Source organism: Corynebacterium sp. 20-84 (assembly GCF_053479455.1).
Genome location: NZ_JBRBCB010000010.1, coordinates 38,967 through 65,491, shown reverse-complemented (window position 1 = coordinate 65,491; position 26,525 = coordinate 38,967). Strand labels below are relative to the sequence as shown.

Genomic DNA, 26,525 nt, shown 5'->3' with positions numbered 1-26,525 from the left:
TAACCTTAGTTTCCCAAAAGATCAAGCGAAAGGTTGATTGTGAACGCGAATCCTTACGGCGTGACCCAGACGTTCAGCCGAGTGCATGACGATCCGGTGAAGGACCCGTCTAGACGGTTGAAGTTTGAGGCCTGGGAACGCGGCGCGGTCACATTGGCCACGGCGGTCCTCTCTTTCGGTGGGGCCGCCGGCAACACGGTTGTCACGCTGGTAGGGGTCGTGGGGCTCCTCGTGGTGATTGTGGCCATGTCCCAGATGCCGGACCGCAAAGCCCGCCGGGCGGAGAGGGAGAAGCACCCGGAGTACAAATGGATCGAGGACCATAACCGGACCGGAGCGGGCATCGTTCTGGGCGTTGCCTGGTTCTGCGTCATGGTGGTTGTGGGCACGATCCTGTTCTTCTTTCCGAATGGTTACGCGCTCACCGGCGGCGTGATCGCGGCGGGGGTCAGCGCCGCGATTGTCATGGCGGCGCTGCTCATCGTGGACCGCTAGAGCTGCTTCACCAGAACTGGGCTGATGCCGGCGAGGTCGGCGAAGACGGCGCTGTTGAGCGTGAAGGCCTGCTTGGCGTGGTCGACGAGGGTGGCGCGCTCGGCCTCGTTGAAGGAGAGCTCGTCGAGGGCTTGCTTGTAGGCGGCGCGGAACGGTGGGATCTTGCCCACGGCGGAGAAGTCGTAGAACGTCAGTGCCTCCTCGGTGAAGCCGTAGTGGTTGGCGAGCATGCGTGCGATGACCTGGCCGCCAGCGATGTCGCCGAGGTAGCGGACGTAGTGGTGCGCGATGATGGCTGGAGCGTCTTCGGGGGAGAGGTTCTCGAGTTTCGCAATGTAACCACGGGTGGCTGGAAGCGGCTCGATTTCTTCGCGCCAGTTCGGTCCGATCATGGAGGCGAGGTCCTGCTCGAGGGCGGGGACGCGCTCGAGGCGGGCGTCGGCAATGGAAGCGACGGCGTCGCTAGTCTCACGGCCGCGGCGGGCGGCCTCTTCGAGGGCGGAGTAGATGAAGTAATACTGTGCGGTGAGGTTGACTGCGTCCTGGCGGGAGAGCTCCCCCTTTGCAAGGCTAGCCATGAAGGCGGTGGTCTCGGCCTCAGTGTGCGCGGCGGCGGTCTGAGTCTTGAGGGTCTCGGAAATAGAAGTGGTGGCAGCGGTCACCGCGTTCCTCCTGTAGATGTCTGTGACGCAATTTAGGGTTCCCTAACCTAACTACAGTAAGGCTTACCTAATAGGCAAGCTTCGAGTGTAGGAGGGCGGAAAATTCAACCGAAAGGTTTAGCACTTTCGTTTATTTATGAAACGTTAGTGTGACTTAAATCAACTAACCCTGGTCGAGCCACTCGCGGATCATTTTTAGCGCGCCGTGCTCGGCATTGGATGCGGCGATGATGTCCGCGATCGCCTTGAGTTTGTCGTGGCCGTTTGCCATGGCAACAGCGGTGCCGGCGGTCTGAAGCATTTCGTAGTCGTTCAGGTAATCGCCGATGGCCGCGGTGTCGGCGATGTCGACGTGGAGGGTGTCTGCAAGGGCGCGCAAAGCGAATCCCTTGTTCGTCTCCGGCGACATGATGTCGACCCAGTTCGCGCCCGAGACCGCGATGTTCTGGCCTGAGGCGGTTTCGGCGACGGGCAGTCCGTCGGTCTCCGCGTCCGTTTCCACGAATAGGGCGACCTTGATGGTGGGGGCGTCGGAAGCCTGGACCGCTTCGAGCAGGGAGGGCACGCGGCGCTGGGAGTGGTAGTACTTCTCGGTCTCTCGTGCTGCTGTTTCCGGCACATCATCGGTGACGAAGGCGAATTCTGGTGTGCAGACCACAGGGTGGATTGGGGAATCGAAAGCAGCAGTGGCGCGCAGGACAGCGTCGACAGCTGCCTCGTCCATGGGCTTTGTGGAGACGATCTCGCCGCGGTGCCACACCACTCCGCCGTTCTCCGCGATGAAGGTCTCGATGCCTCTGCCTTCGAACATGTTCTGCAGCGTGGCCAGTTGCCGACCGGATGCGGGGGCGATGACCATGCCTTTGCGCTTTGCATCTTCAAGGACGGGCCAGAACTCATCGGGGATATTTCCAGCTGGGTCAACGAGGGTTCCGTCCATATCCAGGGCGACAATGCGGGGAAAAGTCATAGCAGTCCTTTGCTCGCTGTGGAACACTGGCTTCATGGCAGAAAGCACCACTGGACCAGCACATTCAGTACACATTGCCGTCCGGCAGTCTACCGGAGTGATCACTCTGGACAGGCCCAAGGCATTGAACTCCATCAACCCGGAGATTCTCTTTCCCGTCATCGAGGCGCTCGAAGAATGGAGGGATGACGAGGGGGTGGAACGCGTCGTCGTGAAGTCCTCTGGGAAGCATTTCTGTGCGGGCGGCGACGTTCGCTACGCACGCGAGGCCGCGCTCGGCGGAAGGGCGCAGGAGGCCGACGAGTTCTTCTCCCGCGAGTACGCGATGAACCTGATGATCGCGGAGTACCCCAAGCCGTATATTTCGCTGATCTCCGGTGTTGTCATGGGCGGCGGGCTCGGTCTGTCGGCGCACGGCAGCCACGTCGTGGTCACGCCCGATGTCATGGCGTCGATGCCGGAGATGAATATCGGGTTCTTCACAGATGTTGGCATGAGCCACCGGCTGCAGAATCTGCCGAAACGTCCGTCGCTCGACCTCGGTATGTTTCTCGCGCTGACCGGCTACCGGATGAACGCGGGCGACATGATCGCGACGGGCCTGGCGACGCATCTCGTGGACTCGCTCGACGGGCTTGCGGAGCGGATCATTGAAGAGGGGCCGGGGGTACTCGATGAGGTAGCCAGCCAACCGGGGGTCTCGGAGCTAGAAAAGCTTTACCCGCTTATCGACGGAGCGTTTTCCGCGCCCTGGTCCGAGATCAAGAAGAACATTGCGGCCGACCCAGAACTGGCGGCGGTTGTGGAGCCGCTGTTACAGCAAGCGTCCCCGTCGTCGCTGGTAGCAACGGCTGAGCTGATGCTGGCGAACTCCACGAACGATCTGGCGACAAGCTTGGACAACGAGCGCCGCTACGCCGAAATGCTCGTGCGCGAGCCGGATTTCCATGAGGGAGTTCGCGCTGTTCTCGTCGACAAAACGAACGATGCCGCGTTTGAGCCTGAGCCAGGGCCGGAAAAATACCGCGACGTACTAGAATAGAGGCCGTTTGAGCAACGCGACATGTGAAAGGACGCAGCGTGAACGCTGAAAGCCCGGTCAACCCGAACCCGCACGACAACCCGATGGACGATTGGAACCACAAGCTCCACCTCGCCCAGGAGATGCTGCCGCTGATCAGCCAGCTCCACCGCGAGAACAACGTGGTCACCTCCATCTACGGCCGCCTGCTGGTGGGCATGACGGACATCGAGATCATCAAGGCGCACCGCTACGCTCGCCGCGTCGTGGCACGTGAGCTCCCGCTGGACGACACGCTGCCGATCCTGCGCGAGCTGACCACGATGAATCTGGGCACCGCCTCCATCGACCTTGGCCGGTTGGCCAAGAATTTCTCCCGCACCGAGGGCACCGAGTTGCGCTCCTTCCTGGAGGAAGAGCTGGCAGAGGTCATCGGTGCTGACAGCCACCGCGTCCCGCGCGATGTGGTCCTGTACGGTTTCGGCCGCATCGGCCGCCTGCTCGCCCGCATTCTCATCGCCCGTGAAGCTCAGTACGGTGGCGTGCGCCTGCGTGCAGTCGTGGTCCGCAAGAAGGGCGACGACGACGTGATCAAGCGTGCGTCCCTGCTCCGCCGCGATTCCGTCCACGGCGCCTTCAACGGCACCATCACCGTGGACAAGGAGAACGAGGTCATCTGGGCGAACGGCACCCCGATCCAGATGATCTACTCGGACGATCCGTCGGCCATCGACTACACCGCGTACGGCATCAACGACGCGATCGTCGTGGACAACACCGGCCGCTGGCGCGACCGTGCTGGCCTGTCCAAGCACCTCGAGTCCAAGGGCGTGGCACGCGCGCTGCTGACCGCGCCGGGCAAGGGCGATGTGAAGAACATCGTCTACGGCATCAACCACGCCACCATCGACGATTCCGAGCAGGACCGCGTCCTGTCTGCCGCATCGTGCACGACGAATGCGATCACCCCGGTGCTCAAGGTCGTCGGCGACCGCTGGGGCGTCAAGCACGGCCACGTGGAGACGGTCCACTCTTACACCAACGACCAGAACCTGGCCGATAACTTCCACAAGGGTCCGCGCCGCGGCCGCGCTGCTGGCCTGAACATGGTTCTCACCGAGACTGGTGCGGCCAAGGCAGTGTCCAAGGCGCTGCCGGAATTCGAGGGCAAGCTGACCGGTAACGCGATCCGCGTTCCCACCCCGGATGTCTCCATGGCTGTGCTGAACCTGGACCTCGAGAGCGAGGTCGACCGCGAGGACGTCAACAACTACCTGCGCCGCGTGTCCACCGACTCGAGCCTGCGCCAGCAGATCGACTACATCCAGTCGCCGGACGTCGTTTCCACCGACTTCGTGGGCACCACCCACGCAGGCATCGTGGACGGTCTGGCCACCATCGCATCCGGCAACCACCTGGTTCTCTACGTCTGGTACGACAACGAGTTCGGCTACTCCAACCAGGTGATCCGCATCGTCGAGGAGATCGCCGGCGTGCGTCCGAAGATTCTCCCGACGCGCAAGGAACCGCAGGAGATCCGCTAAAGAGGGGAATTCCATAGTGCTCAAACTCACGGGCAAGGTGCAGGACTACGCCTGGGGCGACACCACCAGCATCGCCACCTTGCAAGGTCGCACGCCGTCAGGCGGACCGGAGGCGGAGGTGTGGTTCGGGGCGCACCCGTCCGCGCCGTCAGCCACGGATGAAGGACCTCTCGACAAGGTCATCGCGGCTGATCCCGTGAGTGCACTGGGCGCGGAGGGAACACTGCCGTTTTTGGTGAAGTTGCTTGCGGCGGCGCGCCCGCTGTCGATCCAGGCGCATCCGTCGATCGAGCAAGCCCAGGAAGGGTTCGCCCGTGAGGACGACATGGGCATTCCGAGGGATGCCGCGCACCGGAATTACAAAGACGCGAATCACAAACCCGAGGTCCTGATCGCGCTGACGCCGTTCCGAGCGATGGCAGGTTTCCAGCCGCTCGAAGACACGGTCGCGCTGCTCGACGAGCTCGCGGTGCCGCAGCTGGAAGACGCAAGGGCAGAGCTTAACGACGATAGCGTGGACGTCGATAAGCGCCTGCGCTCCGTGCTCTCCGGCTGGCTGGCGATGGATGACCCTGCGCCCGTGGTGGAGGCCGTGTTGGAGCGCGCCGCGCAGCTCGATTCTGATGTGGCGCGGAACCTCGTGTTCATCGGCGAGGCGTTTCCCGGCGATGTGGGCGTGCTCGCGGCGCTGCTGCTCAACCACGTGGAGTTGGCTCCCGGCGAGGCGCTGTTCCTTCCTGCCGGCAATATGCACGCCTACCTGTCCGGATTCGGTGTCGAGGTGATGGCTAATTCGGATAATGTGCTGCGCGGGGGCCTGACCTCGAAGCATATCGATGTCGCTGAGCTGGAAAGCATCGTGAACTTCGAGCCGATCGACGATCCTGTGCTTGTTCCCGAGGTAGAAGGAAATCGTTCAGTGTTCCCGGTCCCGGTGAGCGATTTCGCCGTGACCCGCTACGACGGGGAAGGCTCTGTTTCTGTGGCGGGACCCGCGATCGTTCTTCCTGTGGCGGGCGAAATTGAACTCGGTGAACTGGTGCTGTCTGCTGGTGAGGCGGCGTTCATCGCAGCAAAAGACGGAGATGTGTCCGTTCAGTGTGAGTCTGCGGACTTCTTCGTGGTGCAGACTTCGTAGTATTCAACGAGCTTTTCCGTCGCGGCGCGCCATGACCAGCGCTCGGCTTCTGCGCGGGCGGCGGCGGACATGGCGGTGCGACGCGGGGCGTCGATAAGCAGGCCCGCGAATGCGTCCGCCCATTGTTCTGGCGATGCGTCTTTGTCGAGGAGCATGCCAGTCTGCCCATCCTCGATGACGAACGGGATGCCCCCGGCACGGGCGCCAACGACGGGCACGCCCGACGCGAAGGATTCGAGGGCGACGAGACCGAGCGTTTCCGTCAGAGAGGGGAAAGCGAAGACATCAGCGGAGGCGAAGGCTTGGGCGAGGGGTGCGCCCGACATGTAGCCGGTGAACACGGTGTACGCGGGATCGAAATCCTTCTTCATCTGCTCCAACTGCGGACCCGCGCCGACCATGGCGAGGCGGGCGCCGGGAACCTTCTCGCGGAGAAGCGGCATGATGTCGTTGAGAATGGCGAGGTTCTTCTCCGCGCTCATCCTGCCGACGTAAATGAGGAGAGGGGCATCCGGGTTGCCGTCGGTGAGCGTGTCCCGCATTTCAGCGGAGTAGTTATCCGGGCGGTAGCCGACGGTGTCGACCGCCTTCGGCCACACGGCGAGGTCGCGGAAGCCGTAACCCTTCGCGGTGTCGAGCATCGGGTCGGAGGTGACCAGGTTCATCTCCGCGCGGTTGTGGAAGGCGCGGATGAGTGCCGTGGCGGGCTTTTTCACGAGCCCGATCTTCAGCGATTCGGTATAGGCGGGCACATCGGTGTGGAATGACGCGAGCAGCGGCTTCTTCTGGAGTTTTGCCAGTACAGCGCCGTAGCCGGCGAAGAAAACGGGATTGACGGCGTGAATGACGTCGGGATTGAAATCCTTGAGCTTCTCCGCCACTGCCGGGGCCGGCAGGCCCACCTTGATCTCCGGGTAGATGTAGTGGAAGGAGAAGCTCGGGGCGCGCACCACTGGGAAACCGGCGTAAGTCTCCGGGGTGTCGCCGGTGGCGAAGATCATGACCTCGTGGCCCATCTCCGCCAGCTGGTCGACGGTGCGGATCACACGAGTGACCACACCGTCGATCTTGGGGAGGAATACCTCCGTGAAAATGGCGATCCGCATGCTTATGCGTTCTCCGGAACGCCCTCTGACTGGTTGCGGGTCCACAGGGAACGCGCTGGAATCTTGCTGCGGTCGGCGCGGTCGGCGTACTTCTTCGCCACGTCCTCGACCTCCTGGAGCAGGCCTTCGGCGAGCTTGGTCGGCTCAAGGCCCAGGCTCAAGAACGTGTCGTTGGAGACGTGCAGTTCGTTTTCCGAGGATTCCTTACGCGGGTTCGGGACCAGCGCGTATTCCGTGCCGGAGATCTTTGCCACCAGCTCAGCCAGGTCGCGCACGCGGTGTGTCTCGGTCATCTGGTTGAAGATCTTGACGCGGTCGCCCTTTGCCGGCGGGTTCTCCAGCGCGATCTGGACGCACTTGACCATGTCGCGGATGTGGATGAACGCGCGGGTCTGGCCGCCGGTGCCGTGGACGGTGAGCGGGTAGCCGATCGCCGCCTGCATGAGGAAGCGGTTGAGCACAGTGCCGTAGTCGCCGTCGTAGTCGAAGCGGTTGATCAGACGCTCGTCGCGCTCCGTCTGCGGAGTGTGCGTGCCCCAGATGATGCCCTGGTGCAGGTCGGTGATGCGCAGCTCATCGTTCTTGGCGTAGTAGGCGAAGAGGTTCTGGTCCAGCACCTTGGTCAGGTGGTACACCGAGCCCGGATTGGTGGGGTAGAGGATCTGCTGGTCGACGAGCTCTTCGCCGGTGTCGACCTTGATGTCCAGGTAGCCCTCCGGGATCTTCATGCCGGCGGTGCCGTAGCCGTAAACGCCCATGGTGCCCAGGTGGACGATGTGGATATCCAGGCTGGACTCGACGACCGCGACGAGCAGGTTGTGGGTGGCGTTGACGTTGTTATCCACCGTGTAGCGCTTCGTCACCGGATTCTTCATCGAATACGGTGCGGCGCGCTGCTCTGCGAAGTGAATGATCGCGTCGGGCTGCTCGGTGGAGATGAAGTCCTTCAGGCCCTCGTAGTCCTGGGCGACATCGATATTGCGGAAGGCGATCTCCTTGCCGGAGACCTCTTTCCAGGCGGCGATGCGCTCGTCGATAGACGCGATGGGGGTGAGGGATTCGGCGCCGAGCTCTTCATCAATGCGTCGGCGTGAGAGGTTATCGACGATGGTGACATCGTGACCGATGTCTGAAAGGTGCAAGGAAGCTGGCCAGCCGCAGAATCCGTCGCCGCCGAGAACCGCAATTTTCATGTATCTACCTTTCTGATTGCCTCCCAGTCACGTTACCCGGGATCAGGGTTTTCCGCCGGGTGAGTGAAAAACGGACACGGCGTGAAAAGAATTATGTATGTTTCGTGTATGAAACAAAAATCGGGAGACATTGTCATTGTGGGTGCCGGGCTGGCGGGCTTGGTCGCCGCGCACGAGGCGGTCAAAGCTGGACGCCGCGTCGTGTTCGTGGAGCAGGAGAGCAGGGCGAACCTCGGCGGGCAGGCATTCTGGTCGCTCGGCGGACTGTTCATGGTGGGCACACCGGAACAGAAACTCATGGGGGCGAAAGACTTCGAGGATCTCGCGTGGACGGACTGGGAGAATTCCGCCGATTACGACGACGAGGATCATGACCGTTGGCCGCGCGAGTGGGGCCGTGAATACGTCCGGTTCGCGTCCAACGAGATGCACGGTTATTTGAAAGAGCTGGGTCTGCGCGTGCTGCCCACCGTCGGGTGGGCCGAGCGTGGCTCGGGCGATGCGTCAGGCCACGGCAATACCGTGCCGCGTTTTCACCTGACCTGGGGCACGGGCCCGGAGGTCGTGCGTGTCTTCCGCGAGCCGGTCGAGCGCGCCGAACAGGCCGGCAAAGTGGAATTCAAATTCCGTCACCGCGTCGACGACATCATTGTCGAAGATGGGCGCGCCGTGGGAGTGCGGGGCGTGAAGCTGGCAGCTGATTCTCATGATCGCGGCATCGCCTCCAATAACGACGAGGTGGAGCCGTTCGAGGTGCGCGGCGCGGCTGTGGTCATCTCCACCGGCGGCATCGGCGGCAACCTGGACAAGGTGCGCGAGATGTGGCCGGAGGACCGGTGGGGGCCGTGCCCGAAGGACATGGTCACCGGCGTGCCGGAGCATGTCGACGGGCGCGGCATCGATATCGCGGCCGCCGCCGGCGCGAACCTGGTCAACACCGACCGCATGTGGCACTACCCAGAAGGCATGATCAACTGGGACCCGATCTGGCCGGGCCATGGTATCCGCATCATTCCGGGGCCGAGCTCCATGTGGCTGGACGCGACCGGCAAACGCTTGCCGACCAACCTGTTCCCGGGCTCGGACAATATTGCTGCACTCGCGCATGTCGGTAGGACGGGTTACGGCTATTCATGGTTCATTCTCAATCAGCACATTGCGGATAAGGAGTTCATTTTCTCCGGCTCGGAGCAGAACCCGGATCTGACGGACAAGTCGCTGAAGAAGCTGGCCGGCAAGGTCGGTCCCGGAACGCACCCGGCTGTGCGGGCATTCATGGACAACGGCGTCGACTGGGTCACCGCAGACACGATCGAGGACCTCGTGCGCAAGATGAATGAGCTCGGCGATGACGGTGTCGAGGTCGATGGCGAACGGGTGCGCAAGCAACTGGTTGAGCGAGATGCCCAGCTAACGAACAATTTCTCCAAGGACGCGCAGGTCAATTACATCCGCACCGCGCGGAATTTCCTCGGCGACAAGATTGTCCGCTGCGCGGAGCCGCACCGCTTGCTGGACCCGAAGAAGGGCCCGCTCATTGCGGTCAAGCTGCATATTTTGACGCGCAAGACGCTCGGCGGAATCGAGACGGACTTGGGCGGCCGAGCATTGCTTGCCGACGGCAGCGTTTTCCCCGGCCTCTACGCCTGCGGCGAGGCCGCCGGTTTCGGCGGCGGCGGAATGCACGGCAAGAACGCTCTGGAAGGAACCTTCCTCGGCGGCTGCATCCACTCCGGCAAGCGGGTGGGCGAGCACGCCGCGCGTGAGTGATCAGCGCTGCCAGTGAAGTGAGGCTGTGGCCGCCTGCCCGCGCAGGCGGTCTTTGTCTTGGTCGGGAATGAGCGAGCCGCCGGTGAGCCACACCAGGTGGGTGGCGGCGTCGGGGAGGTCGGGAAGGCGCCACGGAATGGTGAGTCCGGCGGTCGCCGACGGTTCGGCGATGATGCTCGCGCTCCGCTCCAACCAGTTCACTGCGGCGAGGAACGTGGTGTCGTTGAGCGTGTGGAAACCGCTGACCAGATGCGCCGCGTGCTCAAAAGCGAGCGGCGAGGGGCTCTGGACGGCCAGGCCGTCGGCGATGGTGCGTCCGGATAGGCCGTAGTCAGCACAGGTGACATCCGGGTTGCCGGTGAACGCGCCGAGCAGCATGCAGGGACTGGCGGTGGGCTCGACAAAGTGGCAGGAGACTGCCTCGCCGAATGCCATCTTCATGCCGAAGGCGACACCGCCGGGGCCGCCGCCGACACCGCAGGGGAGGTACACATAGAGCGGGTTGTCTGGGGTGAAGTTCTTGCCTTCCGCCTCGAATTGCTCTTTGAGGCGCTGGCCGGCCACCGCATAGCCGGCGAAGAGTCCGAGGGAATTCTCGTCATCAATGAAGAAGGCATCGCCGGCGGAGTGTCGTGCTGCGGCCACGGTCTCCGTGAACAGCCCGGGGTGCTCGATCACCGTTGCCCCGCGGGAGCGCAGTAGGTCCTTCTTCCACTGTTTGGCGTCCACAGACATGTGGACCTCGGTATCGAAACCGAGCAGGGGGCCGACCGTGCCGATGGACAGGGCAAGGTTGCCGGTGGAGGCGACGGAGAGCGATTCATGCTGTTTTTCCTCAAAGAGACGGAAAACCTCGTGGACTCCACCGCGCGACTTGATGGAGCCGCTGATTGGCAGGGCATCGTCGCGCTTGACCCACAATTCGCCGGGAAGGTCCCGCTGCAGTAGGCGGGAGAGAAAATCGCGGGTTTCAGGAACGTGCTGAATCGGCGATTCGATGGTTCCGTCGACGGTCTCGGGGAAGTGTTCGGCGACCCACGGAGCGAAGCGGTCGAAACGCGCGGATGCTTCTTCGACAGCTGTGACGATGTCCGGGGCAAGGGTGGATTCGGGGGTGGGGGTCCAGGAGATCTCGTGGCTGTGGGCAATGCCGTCGAGAAGCGAGAGCGGCTGGGGTGCCGTCTGCGGCGGGTGAGCTGGACGATCCCAAGGCATGGTCATGGGGATCCATTGTAGGAAACGGGCGGGTGTACAGTTACGTGGGTCACATTGTTCATTACAGCGGGCATCGTGCATCTGGAAGGAGACAGAAGATGGAAACAAAGAAGTCTCAACCGCAGCTGGTTTTCGCCAGCGTCGTCGCCTTCCTGATCACGGCGGGGTGGGCCGCGAACCACTTCGCGTCGGTGCTCGTGGTGCTGCGCGAGCACCAGCACATGTCCACGCTGCTGGTCAACAGTGCCTACGGCATTTATGCGCTCGGGCTTTTTCCGTGCCTGATTCTGGGCGGTCTGGTGGCCGACCGGTTCGGTTCCCGCCCGGCAGTGATGGTGGGCGCGATCGTCGCGGCACTCGGCAATATCGCCTTGATGTTCTGGCAGGAAATCCCCTGGATATTGCTGCTCGCGCGATTCGTGATCGGCCTCGGTGTGGGGCTGGTGGTCAGCGCCGGAACCGCATGGGCGGGCAGGCTGCGTGGTGCGGCGGGTACGACGCTGGCGGGCATCTTTTTGACCTCGGGTTTCATGCTCGGTCCGATCGCCTCCGGCATCATCGCGCACCTCGTCGACGCCCACAACGCGATCTATATCCCGTACATCGCGTCGATTCTCCTGTCTGTCGCCGCGGTGGCGTTCTCGGTCGTGGTCGGCGATGCGCCGAATACGCGCGAGGTGCTGGTGGAGAAGAAAGAAGAAGACCAGGGAGTCCGTGCTGATGAACATGACCGGTCTGCGAAAAAAGCACTGGCGACGGCATTCCCGATGGGGCTGTGGGTCTTCGCGTCAATGACGAGTGCGATCGTCGTGCTCTCCGGCCGCGTCGGACAGCATTTCGAGTCCAGTGCATTCCTGCCCGGCGTGGCGGCGGTGACGGCCTTCGGCTCGGGCCTGGTCATCCAGGCGCTCGGCCGGCGCTTCGAATTCGGCCCAGTATCCGGTGTGGTCGGGGCGGTGTGCTCGGCGGTCGGCTTGAGCCTCGCCGCAATCGGCGGGGCGGCGCCGTCGGTGGCGATGTTCGTAGTCGCCTCAGTCTTCCTCGGTTTGGCGTACGGGCTGTGTTTGCGTGAGGGCCTGCTCGATGTCGAGACCTTCAGCCCGCCAGCCAAGCGCGGCGCCGTCATCGGTGTGTACTACGTGGCCACCTACATCGGCTTCGGGTACCCGCCGTTGATCGAGTGGCTGGCAGGCTTCGTGGGGCCCTCTTTGCCGTACTGGGTGCTGGCGGGATTGGCGCTGTGCTCCGCGGCGGTAAGGACCGTGCAGATCCGGTCGGGGTATCTTCGCCGCGGCTAGTTCGCGTAGCTAATTCTCGACGATGAAAGCCACGTTCGTGGTGGTCAGTTGGTGCTCCTTACCGGCGGGAAGGGCACGCAATTCGGCTTGAGTCTCCTTCGAGATCGGAATGATCCAGCCTTCATTCGGATCGAGGACCGGCGGGCCGGAGACACCCGGCTGGAAGGTGACGGGGCGGGAGGATAGGGAGGTGAGGCGCAACGGGGCGTCGATAAGCGAAATGCGTTTGAACGCGTCTTCCTCGACTGTGATGATGACGATGATGTCGTCCGATTCTGGGCTGATATTCGCCGTGCGAACCGACAGCGTGTCCGCGTGGTAGACGGTGATGCGGCTGCGCTTTTTGAGGAAGACTAATGCGGCGACGATGGCGGGGATGGCGATCAGCATGAAGATGATCACGAGGATGAGGATCGGCTCCCAGATGCTCGTTTCGAAACCGAGCTCATTATTTTGTGCCCATGACATGGCCCAACCCTACAACGCGGAGAGCTGCACGCCCGATAATGTGTGATGCATGAGTCAGGAATCCATCTCGCACGCTGCGGAATTCGTGCAGCCGTACGGGCCCGGGCGCATCGAGATGGTCGAGCCCGACCGTGGCCGCCCTGAACCGTTGCGGCGCGGCAACTGGCTGTCTTGGAAAGCGTGGAAGCTGGTCCTCGCGCGCACCGTGATGGACTTCGGGCCGCTGGCGCTGATGGACCGCGGCGCGACGATGACGTATTTCAGCGTGACCGCGTTCGCGCCGATGCTGCTGGCGTTTTATTCCATGGTCACCCTGCTCTTTCCCACTGATGAGCGCGCGCTGCACGACATGGTGGGCGGGCTGATCGACGATACCGTGCCCGAAGCCCTCCGCCCCCAAGCCTTCGACCTGTTCGTGACCGTCGTGGGCACCCCTGCGCAGAGCACCGTCGCGCTGGTGCTCTCCCTGCTCGTGTCGCTGCTGGCGGCATCGGCGTACGTGCGCGCATTCTCGCGGTCGACGAATGTGATTTACGGGCGCATGGAAGGACGGAGTTTGCCTGTGACATGGCTGACCATGTGGGCAATCACGCTGTTGCTCGTCGTCGGGCTTGTCATCGTTGTGGCGGCGCTCGTGCTGCGCGAATCCATCATCAACGCCGTGCTCGGCCCGATTGCTGAGCCCCTCGGATTGACCGGTGCCGTCGACTACCTGAACCAGATCCTGCTGCCGGTGTGGGAGTGGGCGCGTTATCCGGCTGTCGTGGTCGCGGCGATTGTGCTCGTGTCATGCCTGTTCTATTTCGCACCCAATGTGCGCCCCGGCCGCTACCGGCTGCTCACCGTCGGTGCGGTGTTCTCCATGCTCGTCATCGGTGCCGAATGGGCGCTATTCGGTGTGTATTTGTCGATTTTCGGCCTGCGGAGCGCGTACGGCGCGTTCGGAACTGTGCTTGCAGTTTTGATCGCGGTGTGGGGCATGAATATCGTCCTGCTGCTCGGCGTGAAAATCGACGCAGAGATTTTGCGGGCGAAAGAACTGCAGGCAGGATACGATTCCGCGGACATGATCCAAGCAGCCCCGCGCGCCGAGGATGGCGTGTTGTTCCAGCGCAAGGTGCGTCTCTGGCTGTACCGAATGGCTGAAGATGTCAAAGAAGAAGCAGCGTCAAAACACCACGAATAGTGTGAAGCGACTTACACTGGTGAACCATGATTGACGCACGCAATACCGCTCTGGTGATTGAGGGCGGCGGAACACGCAATTCGTACACGGCGCCCGCGATCATGAAGCTGATCGAGGAAGAGGTGCAGTTCGGCTGGGTCGGCGGTGTCTCGGCTGGCGCGATCCACGCCATCAACCTCCTGTCCGGGGACGCGCAGCGCACCGAGGAAGCGTTCACGACGTTCATGGGCCACCCGAAGATCGGCGGTCTGCGTTCGCTCGCACTCGGCCGCGGGCTGATGAATGCGGAGTTCATGTTCCAGGATCGCGGCGGGGAACTGCCGTTCAACCTCGACGCGTTCGTGGCCAACGAGACCCCGATCCACATCGAGGCCGTCCGCGCCGACACCGGCGAATCCGTCGCGTGGAACAACGCCGACCTGCAGGACGAAGACACGATCAACCTGGTCATGCGCGCATCGTCCACCATGCCGATGCTCATGCCGATGGCGAAGATCGACGGTGTGCCGTACGTCGACGGCGCGCTCGGCGACGATGGCGGACTGCTGGTGGGCGCCGCTGAACGCGCAGGGTTTAGCAAGCTACTCGTGCTGGCCACCAAGCCCCGCGACTATGTGCGCGAGCCGGTGAATCGCCCGGCGATGGTGCGCCGCATGTTCCCGAAGTACCCCGAGGTCGCCCGCCGCACCATCGACCGCCCAGACGCGTACAACAAGGCCAAGGCGCGTATCGACGAGCTCGCCGCCGACGGGCAGGCCTACGTCTTCTACCCGGAGCAGATGATGGTGGAAAACGCGGAGTTCAAGGTGCCGAAGCTGCAGAAGAATTTCGCGGCCGGCAAGGAGCAATTCGACCGCGAATGGGGTGCGGTCAAGGAGTTCCTGGAGAACTAAACTCCGGTTCGTCCTAGAATCGTCCGCATGATTGATGCCACCGACACAGCTCTCGTCGTTGAAGGTGGCGGCATGCGCAACTCGTACACCGCGCCGGCAATCGTCCGGTTGATTCAGGAGGACGTGCGTTTCGGATGGGTCGGGGGAGTCTCGGCGGGCGCGGCGCACGCGTTTAACTACGCGTCGCGCGATGCTCACCGTGCGCGGGAATCGTTCACGAATTTCGTCGCGCACGAGAAATTCGGCGGCTGGGTCTCGCTGGCGCGCGGCAACGGTTATTTCAACGCCGAGTTCATCTACGAAGGGTCGAACGACATCATGCCGTTCGATTGGGAGACCTTCACCGCTAACCACGAAACCGAGATCCACATTGAGGCCGTGCGCGCGGATACCGGCCACACGGTCACATGGAACCGCAAAGATCTCGTCTCGGCCGAGCTCGTCGGGCAAGTCACCCGCGCATCGTCCACGCTGCCGAAAGTCATGCCCATGGGCACGATCGACGGCATCCCGTACGTCGACGGTGCGCTTGGGGTGTCGGGAGGATTGCTTATCGACGCCGCCCTTGCCGCCGGCTTCTCCAAATTCCTCGTCCTGGCCACGAAGGAACGGAGCTATGTCCGCCCCGACAACACCCGGCCGATCGCGACGCGCCGCCTGTTTCCGAAGCACCCGGCGGTCGCTCAAGCACTGATCGCCCGCCCGCCTCGCTACAACGCATCGAAGGACAAGATTCTCGAGTTGGAAAAGCAGGGCCGCGCGAAGGTGTTCTTCCCCGAATCCATGAGCGTGGATGCCTCGGAGCGCAACGTGGTCAAGCTCAGCGCCAATTACCTGATGGGCAAAGCCCAGGTAGAGCGTGAATGGGACGAGTGGGTCGACTTCCTGGCGTGACATGGCTGTGACGCGATGCATATGGAATTTTGAAGAACAGGCTGTTGAGGCGGAAACCCCAGCGTGTGTCTTCAGGCAAAACACAAAGTCTGTTACCGGCGACGTTAAGGGGCTTGTGCTCGGAGTTGACGGGCGTAGCGTGAGTTCCACCGCGGTAATCCCGACCAAGAATTCACGAGAATCCAACGACAGTCGACAACGACAGAAAGCGTGTGGAAATCATGAAGACCCAGCGACGAGCAAACACGACCGCAAAGGCATTCGCAGGTGCCGCGCTAGTCGGCGCGGCGCTGTTGACCCCGGGTACCGCAATGGCGCAGGAAGCTCCCGCCGACCATTGCGCACCGAACCCGAGCGCTCCTGAAATTGCGGAGGCCAACAAGCAGCTCAACGAGGAACACCAGACCGAACGCGGCGGGTGGAGCTACGCGGGCGGTTCGACCTTCAGCCCGTGCGCTGACCTGAGCTACGCCCTCACCAAGCAGGGCGGTCAGGGCAACGGCGCCGAGACCAATGTGCTGCTGCTGTTCCACAAGGGCCAGTACATCGGCATCGACTCCAATCACCCGCAGACCATCGAGCACATCACTCCGCACGAAGACGGCACGTTCACCGTCGTCTACCGCGACACCGAAGCCCAGATGGCTGCCGGTGCACCGAATGCGGACGCCGATAAGTTCACCACCGAGGTGACCTTCTTCTGGGACGGCGACAAGGTCGGCCACCACGGCAAGATCCCGAACGAGTCCCTCCCGGCGTTCTAAAAACACTCATACCGCGGGGCAAAACCGTCAGTGCATCGTTCACTGGCGGTTTTCGCGTGTCACATTAGTCCGCGACGAGCGGCTCCATGGTCAGCTCCGGGTGCTCCTTCTCGATGAAGGCCAGCTTCCACTTGTCGCCGAACAGGGCGATGAGCTCGCCGTCGGTGCGTGTGAAGATTTCCACGCCGCGCTGGCGGCTCAACTCCGGTATTGACGCTTCGTCCGTGCGACGGGCAACGGAGTAGGGAATCGGCTCGGTGACGGTTTCGACGTTGTACTCGTTTTCCATGCGGGCCTGCATGACCTCGAACTGCATGGGGCCGACGGCGGCCATGACGGGGGCGGCGTCGCCGCGGGCGTCGTTACGCAGGATCTGCACGACGCCTTCCGCATCCAGCTGCTCAAGTGCCTTGCGGAATTGCTTGTACTTGCCCAAAGACTTCGCGCGCAGCGTGCGGAAGTGCTCGGGAGCGAACTGCGGCATCGGCGGGAACTGGACCTTCTTGCCGGCGTAGATCGTGTCGCCCGGGGCGAGTGCGCCGGCGTTGACCAGGCCGATGATGTCGCCAGGGAACGCCGTTTCCACCGTGTCGCGGTTGCGGCCGAAGACGGTGAGGGCGTATTTCGTCGAAAAGCTGCGGCCCGACTGGGCGTGGGTGACCTGCATACCGCGGTCGAATTCGCCGGAGACCACGCGCATGAATGCGAGGGTGTCGCGGTGGTTTTTGTCCATGCCCGCCTGGACCTTGAACACCACGCCCGAGAAATCGTCGCCGACTTCGCGCTCGGGGGCGACCGCCTGGCCACCACCGGTTTCGGCCTGAGCGATCGCCTTCGGGTCGGATGCTCGACCTTCCGGTGCAGGGGCGATCGCGCACAGCGTGTCCAGGATCTGGTGCACGCCGAAGTTCAGCATCGCGGAGGCGAAGATCAGCGGGGACGTCACGCACTGCTCGAAGAGCTCCTGGTTGTGCACAGCGCCGTCGGCGGCGAGAAGCTCAGCCTCCTCGACGGCGGTCTCCCACGCATCCTCTTCGCGCTCAAGTGCCTGGTCCGGGGAGTATTCCTCCTCCGGGGCGATGGTGGAGCCTCCGGCGGTGCGGATGAAGTGGATGTACTTATCGGCCTCGCCGTCACCGTTGACGTGCGCGAGACCGCGGAAGTCGCCCGCTTCGCCCACCGGCCAGTAGAGGGGAGTGGGCTGGAGATCGATCTCGGTGACGATCTCGTCGACAAGCTCGAGCGGTTCGCGCCCCACGCGGTCCCACTTATTGATCACGGTGACGATCGGCAGCCCGCGCGCCTTACAGACACGGAAAAGCTTGAGGGTCTGCGGCTCGAGGCCCTTCGCGGCGTCGATGAGCATGACCGCTGCGTCGACGGCTGAGAGCACGCGGTAGGTGTCCTCGGAAAAATCCGCGTGGCCCGGGGTGTCCACGAGGTTGATCACGTACGGATCGCCGTCGTGGCCCTCCGGCGCGTATTCGAATTGCAGCGCCGACGACGCAATGGAGATGCCGCGGTCCTTCTCCATCTCCATCCAGTCCGACACCGTCGACTTGCGGTTGCCCTTGCCGTGCACCGCGCCCGCTTCCGAAATGATGTGTGCGTGCAGCGCCAGTGCCTCCGTCAACGTCGACTTACCGGCGTCCGGGTGGGCGATGACGGCGAATGTGCGGCGGCGTGCGGCCTCGGAAACGGTGCTCATGACCTGTAGAGGGTAGTCGCTACAGCAAGGTCAGGGCTAACCAGCGCAGTTCCCTGGAATTCTTTCGACAGTTCTTCGCGTTGAAGACATTAGTTGCTCGCGGAGAGCTTGATGGCCCTCATTAAGGTGGGGCCGAGATGTGGTGACTTGTACACAACCGAGAGGAGACGCAATGAAGATCGGCGTGATCGTCGGATCCATCCGCAAAAGCCGCACCGCAGAGAAAGTGGCTGGCTGGATGAAAGAGAATATCGGCGAGCGGGAGGGCGCCGAGTACGAGTTCATCGACCTCGCGGATTACGATCTTCCGCTTTACGACGGCGCCGGCATGCCCATGCTCATGAATAAGCAGTACGACAACGATGAGGTGACCCGCTGGTCGCAGGCGATCGATGCCTGTGACGCGTTCATCTTCATCACGCCCGAGTACAACCACTCTGTCCCGGCCGCGCTGAAGAACGCGGTGGACACCCTCGGCCCAGAGTGGGTGGGCAAGCCCATCGCCTTCGTCGGCTACGGAGGTGTTGGCGCGATCCGTGCGATCGAGCACTGGCGCCAGATCGCCGCGAATTTCCACATGCACGACATCCGCGAGCAGCTCGGCTTCATCCAGGCGATGGAAATGAAGGACGGCTTCAACCCGATGCCGAACCGCGCCAAGGAGCTCGCCGCGATGTGCGACCGCCTCGAGGCTGTCACCGGCTAACGGGAAATCCTGCAGGAAAATTCGACCTGGCGGTTGTGATTGATGGCGACGAAATCTCCCGGCGCGAGTGCAGGAGGCGTGTTCACCTTGATGGTGGAGAAGCGGGGCGTGGCGTGCCGTATCGGCACAGGTTTAAGCCGCAACGCCCACGGCCCATGGCCCTCGATGGCGACGACCTGGTGGGCACCCTGCCGGTGTGCGTAGTTCAGCCGCGCCAGACGACGGATGAAGGTGAACAAACCTTTGCGGCGAAATAGCGGCGCGATCCAGATCCATGCGATTACGACGGTCAGCGCAAGCAGGACTGTGACCACGAGAGTCCATTTCATCGAGGGCACAGTTATACCGACGAGGATCCCGTTCGCTGCCACGATGAGCGGCATGGTCAACCATTGCACCGGCCATCCCTGGCTAAACGCATAGGTGGGGAGGAAAGCCGCGAACCAGGTGACAATGCTGAGTGCGAAACGGACCATCAATCCGGTGTCGCCGTCGAAATATATCCGCTGAGTGTCGAGGCGGACCTCGTTTGTCGAGAGGAAGACTACGACGTAAACCAACGTCCAGACGAGGAAGCCGTTGCCGAGGATTTTCGAAGCGGTTTGGTACCGCTTCCAGCCTTTGCCGACGTCAGCGATGAGTTCGTGGTCGGGTCTCATTAGGTCTCCTACCGAGAAATTGTTTCAGCGATTTCAACGTGGCCATCGCGGTTGACCGCGACGAAATCACCCGGGGCAATGCGTGGGGGCGAGGGGAACCTGACAGCGGAGAAGCGTGGCGCGTCTTTCGGCGACGGCACTGGCTGCAGCCGAAGCATCCACGGGCCGTAGCCCTGGATGGCTAGGACCTGATGGATGCCTTGCCGGTGCTCGGCCCGGAGTCGGACCACCTGACGGATGAACGAGTACAACCCGGGTCGTTTGTACAAGGGAATCAAGAGCAGGTAGCTGATTGTGAATATCACGGCGAGGGTCGCGGTCAGGATCAACCCCCACATAAGAGAGTTGGTGCTGAAGCACGCGAGGGGCGCGCTTGCAACGACTATGCCCGGAATGACGACCCAGGGCCTTGGCCATCCCAGAGTGAAAGCAATGCAGGCGAATATCACTAACCACGTCAGCACGAAACACACTATCGCTCGTGCAAAGAGGACGGGGTCGCCGTCGACGTAGAATGCTCTGTTTTCAAGCCGGACGCCACTGAGCAGGAGGAACAATAGAAAGGATAATCCGCACCACGGAACGATGGACCATTCCAAGAACGTGGCTGCCGTTTTGTACCGCTTCGAGCCCTTGCCGACGTCAGCGATGAGTTCGTGGTCGGGCAACATAGCATTTCCTTTCCGGCATGCGAGCAGTGGAAAACAGTTTAGGGTGGAAAGGGATTGTCCACCGGCTGAATGGAGCGCACGAGAATGGACGTGCAGATATTGGCGGAGTCGGACACCGACGTGCCGTTGATCTCACCTCTTGTACTGGTCGCAGTCTTATTTCTGGTGGCGCTGTTGCTTTCCGGTGTGTCGGCGATGAGGGCAAGCAACAAAGAGACGGCAGTGGGCAAGGCTTTCGCGGACACGCACGGGCAGCGCGCGGGGGCGTTGATCGCCGAGACCGACAGGCTGATCCGCGGACTCCAATCGCCGCTCCTGCCGCCCAATGCGTGGGCTGATTGGGAGGTGGCAAAGCAGGAATACGCACAGACTCCGTGGTCGACCGAGGCGATTGAGAAGATCTACGCCGCCTCCGAAAATGTCCGCTACCTGACGGGGATTGAGGGCGGGGACGAGCGGTGTCGTCGTCAGGCAATCAACGAGCTGATGACTGAGGCCCGCACGCGCAACGCCCAACCTGTGTTCCGCGATATCGCAGCATTACGCGGGCGGGAGGCCGCGCCCACCTTCGTTGAGGAATATGTTCGCGTAGTCCAATCCGTCGGCCGGTTTTCGACACCGTTTATCGACGACAAGGTGCCGGTGTCGATCACGAACCGGGAATTTCGTCCTGCCGCCGGTGTGGGCGGGTTTGAGCCAGCGGGCGCGGTCTGGAATAGAAGCGGGAAATACGGGGCCAAGTCGTTGGTCGACCCTGACGACCTGCTGCTTTCGTGCTCGGAAGCGCAGGTCTACCGCCGCTTTCGCAAGGGGATGGCGTGATGATGCAGGCCGCTATTGGCTGGGATGCCGTTTTCGTGTTCGGTGTGTGGATCATCATCTGCATCATCGTGACGATCAGGCTCCGGAACTCAAGTGCCAGCCGGGTCTCACGCATGGGTTTGGAGCGATACGTTGAACCCATTATCCCGCGGGACGACGTCTTTTATCGCCGCGCCGTCGATTCGATTCCCGCGACCGAGCGGATGATCCACCACCTCCGCTCGCCCTTGGCGGCTGGAATGGTCGAGGAGTGGAACAAAATGAAGGAGGAGTTCGCGCCACTGCCAGAAAGCAATCGGACCGGCAAGGTGACAAGAGCGATGCGCACGGCGCGGCGGATCGACAGAATGTCGCGGCGCGTCGCGGTGCTGGCCGCGGCTGAGAACGGCGACGAAGACGCACGCCTGACTATTGTGGACGACCTACTCGAAGACCTGTTCTTCGCGTACGAAACATGCTCGCTGGACGACGAAAAGCGGGTGCCGATACGCGACGGGATCGCCGCAGTCACACGACGCGCTAGGGCGTTGAAAGGCGACCTCACATCACCCCAGTTCTTCCAGCATTTCATGGGGATCTGCTCCCAATACGCTGCTGTCATGCGGGATGCGCGGCCTGTTCTATTCAGATCCATCATGAAAGCCATCGACGAAACGCCGCCGGTATTTAGCGAAGAGTTGTGGGTCTTCGGTACAGGTATCGATGGTCTCGTGCCGTGGATGCACGCCTATGCGGTCAAGGAGTACGTCGATTACCGTAGCGACGACTAACGCGCGTGGATCTCGTTCTGCGCGCGCTGCAGACCTTCTTCGACCACGAGGCGTGCGGCGTCGGCGGCGGTGGCGATCTGCGCATCGAGCCCCTCATCGTCGACGGGGCTGAGCACCCACTCGGGAACAGGCGTGCCCTTCGGCGGGCGTCCGATGCCGATGCGCACGCGGATATAGTCGCGGGTGCCCAACTGCTCCGTGAGTGATTTGAGGCCGTTGTGGCCGTTCTCGTTCCCGCCCTGCTTGATGCGGACTTTCCCGGCGGGCAGGTCGAGCTCGTCGTGGAGCACGATGATGCGCTCAGGCGGAATCCCGAGATTCTCCGCCACCGGGGCGATTCCCTCGCCACTGAGGTTCATGAAGGTCGTCGAACGCAGCGCAAGAGCAGACGTGTCCGGCACCATCACGCCTTGGGCTTTGAAGGAGGGAAGGGGGCGCAGGGGCGCGTCGATAAGCGCATCTTGCGCCATGTAGCCCACGTTGTGGCGGGTGGCGGCGTATTTCGCGCCGGGGTTGCCCAAGCCGACGATGAGCCATTCGGCGTCGAGGTCGAGTGTGTGCTGGCGGGGTGCGAAAAGAGCGCGTAATTTGTCGAACACGCAGCCCAGTGTAAGTGACGGCTTCGCTAGAGTGGCCACCATGCCACCTGAACTTCCCGCCCGTCTGCCCCGCGTGATCGCCGCCCCCATGGCCGGCGGTCCAAGCACACCCGATCTGGTCAATTCCGTCAGCTTTGGTTTCCTCGCATGGGGAACGTGCTCGATCGACCGAGCGCGCGAAGAGCTTTCGCTTATCGACGAACCCTTCGGCATCAATCTCTTCTACCCGCAGCGCGATGAACCGCGCACCGAGGATCTCGAGGCGATCGCCTCTGAGCTCGGCGCGGAGATTCCCGAGCCGGATTACACCTTTGGCTTCCACGAGAAGCTGGACCTCGCGCTTGCCGACGGGCGCGCAGCGATCATTTCCTGCACCTTCGGCTGCTTCACTGAGGCAGAGTTCAAGCGCATTCACGACGCTGGCATTCAGGCGTGGGTGACCGTGACCAATGAGGTCGATGCGCTCAAGGCAGCCGAACTCGGTGCTGACGGTGTCATTGTCCAGGGCCCGAAAGCCGGTGGCCACCGCTCCACGTGGACAATCACCGAAGAACCCGATGAGCGCGACATAGAGCAGCTGCTCAGCGGCATTTTCCGCCACGTCAACATCCCGATCATCGCCGCTGGCGGAGCCCGCACGCCCGAGGATGTCGAGCACCTTATCGAATGGGGCGCGACATCAGTCGCCTGCGGCAGCGCGTTCTTGCTTGCCGACGAAGCCGGCACCTCCGCGACCAACCGCGACGTTCTGCACGCCGGCGGGACCTCCGTGTCCACCCGTGCCTTTTCCGGGCGCTACGCCCGCGGCGTGGAGACACGGTTCACCCGCGAGCACGACGATCTGCCGCCCCTATACCCGCAGCTCAACGCCATGCAGAAGCCGCTTCGCAGCAACCCCGACCACGGTTACTGCCTCGTCGGCGAGGATTTCGCCGGTGCGTTGCACGAGGGGCCCGCCGCGGAGATCGAGGCGAAGCTGCTGGGGCGCTAACGGCGCGCTACGAGATGGCGGCGAGGAGCTCGTCGGCGGCGTCGGCAAGCGTGATGGGCAGCTCGACGGCTTCCTGCTTGGAAAATGGCTTGAGCACGTAGTCCGCGGGGGCCTGGCGGCCGGGTGGGCGGCCGATGCCGACGGCGAGGCGGTTGTAACTCGGGGTGCCAAGTGACTTGGTCACGGACTTCAACCCGTTGTGGCCGTGGTCGCCGCCGCCGAGACGCAGCTTGATCTGTCCGAAGTCGAGATCGAGCTCGTCGTAAATGACATAAATACTGTCAGGTTCAACACCGTAGTAGCTGGCCAGCGCCTTGACGGGGCCGCCGGAGACATTCATGAAGCCGCGGGTGCGGGCGAGAATCGTGCGCCGGTCGGTGAGACGGCCGGCGGTGAGCTCGGCGACCTCCGTGTTCGTCTTCTTATGCACGCTCAACTGCGCCGGCATTGGCGTTGCGCGGTCCAGGAGTTCCTCGATGACCATCACTCCCGCATTGTGGCGGGTCTGCGCGTAAATCGTGCCGGGATTGCCCAAGCCGACGATGAGAACCGGGGAATCAGAATCAGCAGCCATGCACACCAGCATAAATGAAGAAACAGCCGGCAACCCCGCAGTGGGGTCGCCGGCCGTTAAGAGGGGGACGTCGATAAGCGACTTACTCTTCGGAGTCGCCCTCAGCTGGGGCGTCGTCCGCGGACTCTGCGCCAGCCTCAGCGCCGCCCTCCTCGGCCTCCTCAGCAGCGGCCTCGACCTCTTCGTCAACCTGCTGGAAGGTGACGTTGATAGCCAGGTACTCCGGATCGGTGACGAGCTCGGCACCCTCCGGCAGCGGCAGATCGCCAGCGAGGATCTGGTCGCCGATCTCCTTGCCCTCGATGGACACGGTGATCTCGTCCGGAATGTTCAGGGCGTCGACCTCGATCTCGACAACGTCGATCTCCTGCAGGACCACAGCGTCCGGGGCAGCCTCGCCCTCGTAGACGACCGGGACCTCGACGGTGACCTTCTCGCCGCGCTTGACGCCGAAGAGGTCGATGTGGTCGATGTTCAGGGTGAGGACGTTCTGGTCGACGTGCTTGACCATCGCGAGGTTCTTGTCGCCGTCGATCTCGAGCTCGAGAATCGCGTTGGTGCCGTCGTTGCGCACGAGAGCGGTGATCTCGAGGATGTCCACGTGGAAGTGGATGTTGTCCTCGCCGTTGCTGTACAGCACGCCCGGGACGCGGCCAGCGGCGCGCAGACGGCGAGCGGAGCCCTTGCCGAACTCGTCGCGCTTCTCAGCCTGAATAGTCGGGAACTTATTCGCCATGATGCTTTCTCCTTCTAGTGATGCTTAGATTCGATGAGCCACAGAAAAAGCCTGCGGCCACGTGTGCTCGTCGAGTGACCGCAGGCTTTTGGGAGAAAAGTCTGTGATGGTTCATCGCGTCGATAACGGCCCTGCTTGCGCATCGATTGCTACAAGTGGGGTCCCTCGCCGAGACAGGTCCAAAGAGTAGCAGACGGTGCGGGGCCGGACCAAACCTAGCGCTGCCAGACGAAATGGCCTGTGCGCTGCAGGTGTTCGTGGCCGGGGTCCAGCGGGATGTCGGCGCGCTCACGGATGCCCACGGCCACGGCAAGACCCATGACGCTCGCGCCGACCAGATACGCGGTGATGCCCCACGACGAGCCCGTGGCCTCAAAAATCCACGACGCGATGAACGGAGCGAAAGCGCCGCCGAGGATCGCGCCGATCGCGTACGTGATCGATGTACCCGATGCACGAACCGACGCGGGGAAGAGCTCCGCGAACAGCGCCGCGATCTGCCCGTAAGTCAGGCCGAGCGCCAGGGCGAGGAAGATCAGCGCCGCGTAGATTTTGCCCATCTCAGCCGAGTTCACCAGCGGGAAGAGGGCGACAGCGGCTGCGATCTGGACGATGAATCCGCCGACAAGCGTGGTCTTGCGTCCCAGAAGGTCGGACAGCCAGCCGGTGAAGAACGTGGATGCCATCCACACTGCTCCCGCGACGGTGACAGCGAAGAGGATCGGCCCGCGTTCCAGAGCCATTCCGTCCGGGTTGGTGGTGTAGTTCTGGATGTACCCGCCGGTGGTCATGTAGCCGAGAACGCTGTTCGCGGCGAAGAGCAGCGCGCCGGCGACAACGACAGGGAAGTAGTTCCGGAACAGGGTGCCGACGGGATTGGACGTCTGCCCGGCGGAAATCTCCGTCATCTCCTCGTACACCGGGGATTCGTCCACGCCCTTGCGCACCCACCAGCCGAGCAGCACCAGCAGGGCGGAGAAGAGGAAGGGCACGCGCCAACCCCACTCGAGGAACGCATCGCCCGGGGCGATGATATTCATCAGGTACAGCGCGCCGGACGACAGCAACAGGCCAGCCGGGGCACCGATCTGCGGGCCTGCACCGAAGAGTCCGCGCTTTTTGGCTGGGGCGTGTTCGACCGCCAGCAGGACTGCCGACCCCCACTCACCACCGGCGGAGATGCCCTGCACCAGGCGAAGGAGGACGAGGAGGATCGGGGAGAGGACACCGATCGCTTCATAGGTGGGCAGGAGGCCGATCAGGGTGGTGGCGCCGCCCATCGCCAGGAGCGTCGCCATGAGCACGGCGCGGCGGCCGAGTTTATCGGCGAAATGCCCTGCCAAGAACGCGCCCAGTGGGCGGAACAGAAATGACAAACCGACGGTGAGAAACGCGACGAGCGTGCCGCCGGCTGGACCGAGCGGGGCGAACATCGCGGCCTTGAAGACCAAGCCAGCGGTGGCGGCGTAGAGGAAGAAGTCGTACCACTCGATGGCGGTGCCTACCGTCGTGGCTGCGACGATGCGGCGGCGCTCGGCGGTGAGGGAGGGGGCGTCGATAAGCGGTTCAGTTGCTTTCTCGCGAGAAACCATGCTTGGAAAGTGTAGCGGGGCTGCTCGCGGAAGAGGCGGAAAAACAAATACCTATTCCTGGATGCCTATCCACGGCATGA

The 26,525-nt window shown here is 62.8% G+C and carries 27 protein-coding genes; 14 read left to right on the top strand and 13 right to left on the bottom strand.

Features of this window, described 5'->3' with window-relative positions; all coding sequences use genetic code 11:
- Nucleotides 1–39: 39 nt before the first annotated feature.
- Nucleotides 40–495 (top strand): hypothetical protein, encoded by a 456-nt coding sequence (locus ACUY2Y_RS08760; protein WP_448325781.1) that lies wholly within the window; start codon nt 40–42, stop codon nt 493–495.
- Here the strand turns inward: ACUY2Y_RS08760 and ACUY2Y_RS08755 are convergent.
- Both ACUY2Y_RS08755 and ACUY2Y_RS08750 read right to left on the bottom strand, forming a co-directional pair.
- On the bottom strand, nt 492–1,157 hold the full coding sequence (locus tag ACUY2Y_RS08755; protein ID WP_210573164.1) for a biliverdin-producing heme oxygenase: 666 nt from the start codon (nt 1,155–1,157) through the stop codon (nt 492–494). The two genes, ACUY2Y_RS08760 and ACUY2Y_RS08755, sit on opposite strands and share 4 nt — an antisense overlap.
- A gap of 163 nt (nt 1,158–1,320) precedes the next feature.
- Entirely contained in the window at nt 1,321–2,127 is an 807-nt protein-coding gene (locus ACUY2Y_RS08750) for an HAD family hydrolase (protein ID WP_448325779.1), read from the bottom strand.
- A 34-nt stretch (nt 2,128–2,161) separates the two neighbouring features.
- Here ACUY2Y_RS08750 and ACUY2Y_RS08745 point away from each other — a divergent pair, with 34 nt between their 5' ends.
- From ACUY2Y_RS08745 to manA, 3 genes are all read left to right on the top strand, one after another.
- Nucleotides 2,162–3,169 carry a 3-hydroxyisobutyryl-CoA hydrolase gene (locus tag ACUY2Y_RS08745; protein WP_448325777.1) on the top strand — a complete coding sequence of 336 codons (1,008 nt, stop codon included), beginning with the start codon at nt 2,162–2,164 and terminating at the stop codon, nt 3,167–3,169.
- A gap of 83 nt (nt 3,170–3,252) precedes the next feature.
- Nucleotides 3,253–4,692 (top strand): glyceraldehyde-3-phosphate dehydrogenase, encoded by a 1,440-nt coding sequence (locus ACUY2Y_RS08740; RefSeq protein ID WP_210573297.1) that lies wholly within the window; start codon nt 3,253–3,255, stop codon nt 4,690–4,692.
- Between the two features lie 16 nt (nt 4,693–4,708).
- Nucleotides 4,709–5,830, top strand: coding sequence for a mannose-6-phosphate isomerase, class I (gene manA, locus ACUY2Y_RS08735; protein ID WP_448325775.1), 1,122 nt, complete (start codon nt 4,709–4,711; stop codon nt 5,828–5,830).
- Here manA and ACUY2Y_RS08730 read toward each other — a convergent pair.
- Complete coding sequence (locus ACUY2Y_RS08730; protein ID WP_448325774.1) at nt 5,788–6,936, bottom strand: glycosyltransferase family 4 protein; 1,149 nt, start codon at nt 6,934–6,936, stop codon at nt 5,788–5,790. The genes manA and ACUY2Y_RS08730 overlap by 43 nt on opposite strands.
- Before the next feature lie 2 nt (nt 6,937–6,938).
- Complete coding sequence (locus ACUY2Y_RS08725; RefSeq protein ID WP_448325772.1) at nt 6,939–8,129, bottom strand: NAD-dependent epimerase/dehydratase family protein; 1,191 nt, start codon at nt 8,127–8,129, stop codon at nt 6,939–6,941.
- A 108-nt stretch (nt 8,130–8,237) separates the two neighbouring features.
- On the opposite strand from ACUY2Y_RS08725, the gene ACUY2Y_RS08720 reads away from it, so the two are divergent.
- The gene (locus tag ACUY2Y_RS08720) at nt 8,238–9,899 is read left to right on the top strand and encodes an FAD-binding dehydrogenase (RefSeq protein WP_448325770.1); all 1,662 of its coding nucleotides are present in this window, start codon (nt 8,238–8,240) and stop codon (nt 9,897–9,899) included.
- Here ACUY2Y_RS08720 and ACUY2Y_RS08715 read toward each other — a convergent pair whose 3' ends face one another.
- Nucleotides 9,900–11,120, bottom strand: a complete 1,221-nt coding sequence (locus tag ACUY2Y_RS08715) for a D-serine ammonia-lyase (RefSeq protein WP_448325768.1) — start codon at nt 11,118–11,120, stop codon at nt 9,900–9,902.
- A 92-nt stretch (nt 11,121–11,212) separates the two neighbouring features.
- Here ACUY2Y_RS08715 and ACUY2Y_RS08710 point away from each other — a divergent pair, with 92 nt between their 5' ends.
- Nucleotides 11,213–12,412, top strand: a complete 1,200-nt coding sequence (locus ACUY2Y_RS08710; protein ID WP_448325766.1) for an MFS transporter — start codon at nt 11,213–11,215, stop codon at nt 12,410–12,412.
- A 9-nt stretch (nt 12,413–12,421) separates the two neighbouring features.
- Here ACUY2Y_RS08710 and ACUY2Y_RS08705 read toward each other — a convergent pair whose 3' ends face one another.
- On the bottom strand, nt 12,422–12,880 hold the full coding sequence (locus tag ACUY2Y_RS08705) for a hypothetical protein (RefSeq protein ID WP_448325764.1): 459 nt from the start codon (nt 12,878–12,880) through the stop codon (nt 12,422–12,424).
- Between the two features lie 49 nt (nt 12,881–12,929).
- Between ACUY2Y_RS08705 and ACUY2Y_RS08700 the strand changes: the two genes are divergently transcribed.
- The 4 genes from ACUY2Y_RS08700 to ACUY2Y_RS08685 all read left to right on the top strand — a co-directional run bounded on the left by ACUY2Y_RS08700 (nt 12,930) and on the right by ACUY2Y_RS08685 (nt 16,617).
- Nucleotides 12,930–14,066 carry a YihY/virulence factor BrkB family protein gene (locus tag ACUY2Y_RS08700; RefSeq protein ID WP_448325762.1) on the top strand — a complete coding sequence of 379 codons (1,137 nt, stop codon included), beginning with the start codon at nt 12,930–12,932 and terminating at the stop codon, nt 14,064–14,066.
- Between the two features lie 26 nt (nt 14,067–14,092).
- Nucleotides 14,093–14,959, top strand: coding sequence for a patatin-like phospholipase family protein (locus ACUY2Y_RS08695; RefSeq protein ID WP_448325760.1), 867 nt, complete (start codon nt 14,093–14,095; stop codon nt 14,957–14,959).
- 27 nt (nt 14,960–14,986) lie between these two features.
- Nucleotides 14,987–15,853, top strand: coding sequence for a patatin-like phospholipase family protein (locus ACUY2Y_RS08690; protein ID WP_448325758.1), 867 nt, complete (start codon nt 14,987–14,989; stop codon nt 15,851–15,853).
- A 221-nt stretch (nt 15,854–16,074) separates the two neighbouring features.
- Complete coding sequence (locus tag ACUY2Y_RS08685; RefSeq protein ID WP_210573138.1) at nt 16,075–16,617, top strand: LppP/LprE family lipoprotein; 543 nt, start codon at nt 16,075–16,077, stop codon at nt 16,615–16,617.
- Nucleotides 16,618–16,681: 64 nt separating this feature from the next.
- Here the strand turns inward: ACUY2Y_RS08685 and ACUY2Y_RS08680 are convergent, their stop codons facing one another.
- Nucleotides 16,682–18,325 (bottom strand): peptide chain release factor 3, encoded by a 1,644-nt coding sequence (locus tag ACUY2Y_RS08680; RefSeq protein WP_448325756.1) that lies wholly within the window; start codon nt 18,323–18,325, stop codon nt 16,682–16,684.
- A gap of 172 nt (nt 18,326–18,497) precedes the next feature.
- On the opposite strand from ACUY2Y_RS08680, the gene ACUY2Y_RS08675 reads away from it, so the two are divergent.
- Nucleotides 18,498–19,031, top strand: coding sequence for an NADPH-dependent FMN reductase (locus ACUY2Y_RS08675; RefSeq protein WP_210573134.1), 534 nt, complete (start codon nt 18,498–18,500; stop codon nt 19,029–19,031).
- Here the strand turns inward: ACUY2Y_RS08675 and ACUY2Y_RS08670 are convergent.
- The gene (locus ACUY2Y_RS08670; protein ID WP_448325754.1) at nt 19,028–19,690 is read right to left on the bottom strand and encodes a hypothetical protein; all 663 of its coding nucleotides are present in this window, start codon (nt 19,688–19,690) and stop codon (nt 19,028–19,030) included. The two genes, ACUY2Y_RS08675 and ACUY2Y_RS08670, sit on opposite strands and share 4 nt — an antisense overlap.
- Before the next feature lie 8 nt (nt 19,691–19,698).
- Nucleotides 19,699–20,361 carry a hypothetical protein gene (locus ACUY2Y_RS08665; protein WP_448325752.1) on the bottom strand — a complete coding sequence of 221 codons (663 nt, stop codon included), beginning with the start codon at nt 20,359–20,361 and terminating at the stop codon, nt 19,699–19,701.
- Between the two features lie 84 nt (nt 20,362–20,445).
- Between ACUY2Y_RS08665 and ACUY2Y_RS08660 the strand changes: the two genes are divergently transcribed.
- Together ACUY2Y_RS08660 and ACUY2Y_RS08655 are read left to right on the top strand one after the other, a co-directional pair.
- Nucleotides 20,446–21,183, top strand: coding sequence for a hypothetical protein (locus ACUY2Y_RS08660; RefSeq protein ID WP_448325751.1), 738 nt, complete (start codon nt 20,446–20,448; stop codon nt 21,181–21,183).
- Nucleotides 21,180–21,953, top strand: coding sequence for a hypothetical protein (locus tag ACUY2Y_RS08655; protein WP_448325749.1), 774 nt, complete (start codon nt 21,180–21,182; stop codon nt 21,951–21,953). Before ACUY2Y_RS08660 ends, ACUY2Y_RS08655 begins: the two co-directional genes overlap by 4 nt.
- Here ACUY2Y_RS08655 and pth (ACUY2Y_RS08650) read toward each other — a convergent pair.
- Nucleotides 21,950–22,594 (bottom strand): aminoacyl-tRNA hydrolase, encoded by a 645-nt coding sequence (gene pth, locus ACUY2Y_RS08650; protein WP_448325747.1) that lies wholly within the window; start codon nt 22,592–22,594, stop codon nt 21,950–21,952. The genes ACUY2Y_RS08655 and pth (ACUY2Y_RS08650) overlap by 4 nt on opposite strands.
- Here pth (ACUY2Y_RS08650) and ACUY2Y_RS08645 point away from each other — a divergent pair.
- The gene (locus ACUY2Y_RS08645) at nt 22,593–23,543 is read left to right on the top strand and encodes a nitronate monooxygenase (protein WP_448325745.1); all 951 of its coding nucleotides are present in this window, start codon (nt 22,593–22,595) and stop codon (nt 23,541–23,543) included. The two genes, pth (ACUY2Y_RS08650) and ACUY2Y_RS08645, sit on opposite strands and share 2 nt — an antisense overlap.
- A 7-nt stretch (nt 23,544–23,550) precedes the next feature.
- Here the strand turns inward: ACUY2Y_RS08645 and pth (ACUY2Y_RS08640) are convergent, their stop codons facing one another.
- The 3 genes from pth (ACUY2Y_RS08640) to ACUY2Y_RS08630 form a co-directional block, all read right to left on the bottom strand.
- Nucleotides 23,551–24,117, bottom strand: coding sequence for an aminoacyl-tRNA hydrolase (pth, locus tag ACUY2Y_RS08640; protein WP_448325743.1), 567 nt, complete (start codon nt 24,115–24,117; stop codon nt 23,551–23,553).
- A gap of 82 nt (nt 24,118–24,199) precedes the next feature.
- Nucleotides 24,200–24,853 (bottom strand): 50S ribosomal protein L25/general stress protein Ctc, encoded by a 654-nt coding sequence (locus ACUY2Y_RS08635; protein ID WP_448325741.1) that lies wholly within the window; start codon nt 24,851–24,853, stop codon nt 24,200–24,202.
- A gap of 215 nt (nt 24,854–25,068) precedes the next feature.
- Nucleotides 25,069–26,445 (bottom strand): MFS transporter, encoded by a 1,377-nt coding sequence (locus ACUY2Y_RS08630; RefSeq protein WP_448325739.1) that lies wholly within the window; start codon nt 26,443–26,445, stop codon nt 25,069–25,071.
- Nucleotides 26,446–26,525 lie beyond the last annotated feature (80 nt).